Raw genomic sequence first — 340 nt, 5'->3', positions numbered from 1 at the left:
CCATCAGCGGTCCGAGCGTCGGCGGGGAGACCATCAATCTACCGGCCGACATCTCTAGCCCGTATGCCATTGTCCTGACCTATCGGGCCCACTGGTGACCGTTCTGCGATCAGCAGTTGGCTGATTACCAGGCCCATCTCGAACAGGCTCGGGCGACCGGGATTTCGGTCTACGCCATCTCAACCGACCCGCTCGACAAGGCCCAACAGACGGTTGAGAAGTCGGGGCTGACGTTTCCCGTCATCTACGGCGTGGACGGTCCGGCCACGGCCGCGACCCTGACCTGCTGGTACGAAGAGAAGCGCAATATCATCCAGCCGGCGGCGTTTATCATCGACCC

1 pseudogene is annotated in these 340 nt (G+C 62.1%); it reads left to right on the top strand.

Annotated features, from left to right (window positions below):
• Nucleotides 1-104 precede the first annotated feature (104 nt).
• Nucleotides 105-340: pseudogene (locus J4F42_22610) on the top strand (redoxin domain-containing protein).

This window comes from Desulfurellaceae bacterium (genome assembly GCA_021296095.1).
In the GTDB taxonomy this organism is placed as follows: domain Bacteria; phylum Desulfobacterota; class Binatia; order Bin18; family Bin18; genus JAAXHF01.
The sequence above is the reverse complement of the archived record's forward strand: the minus strand, read 5'-3'. Positions and strand labels throughout refer to the sequence as shown.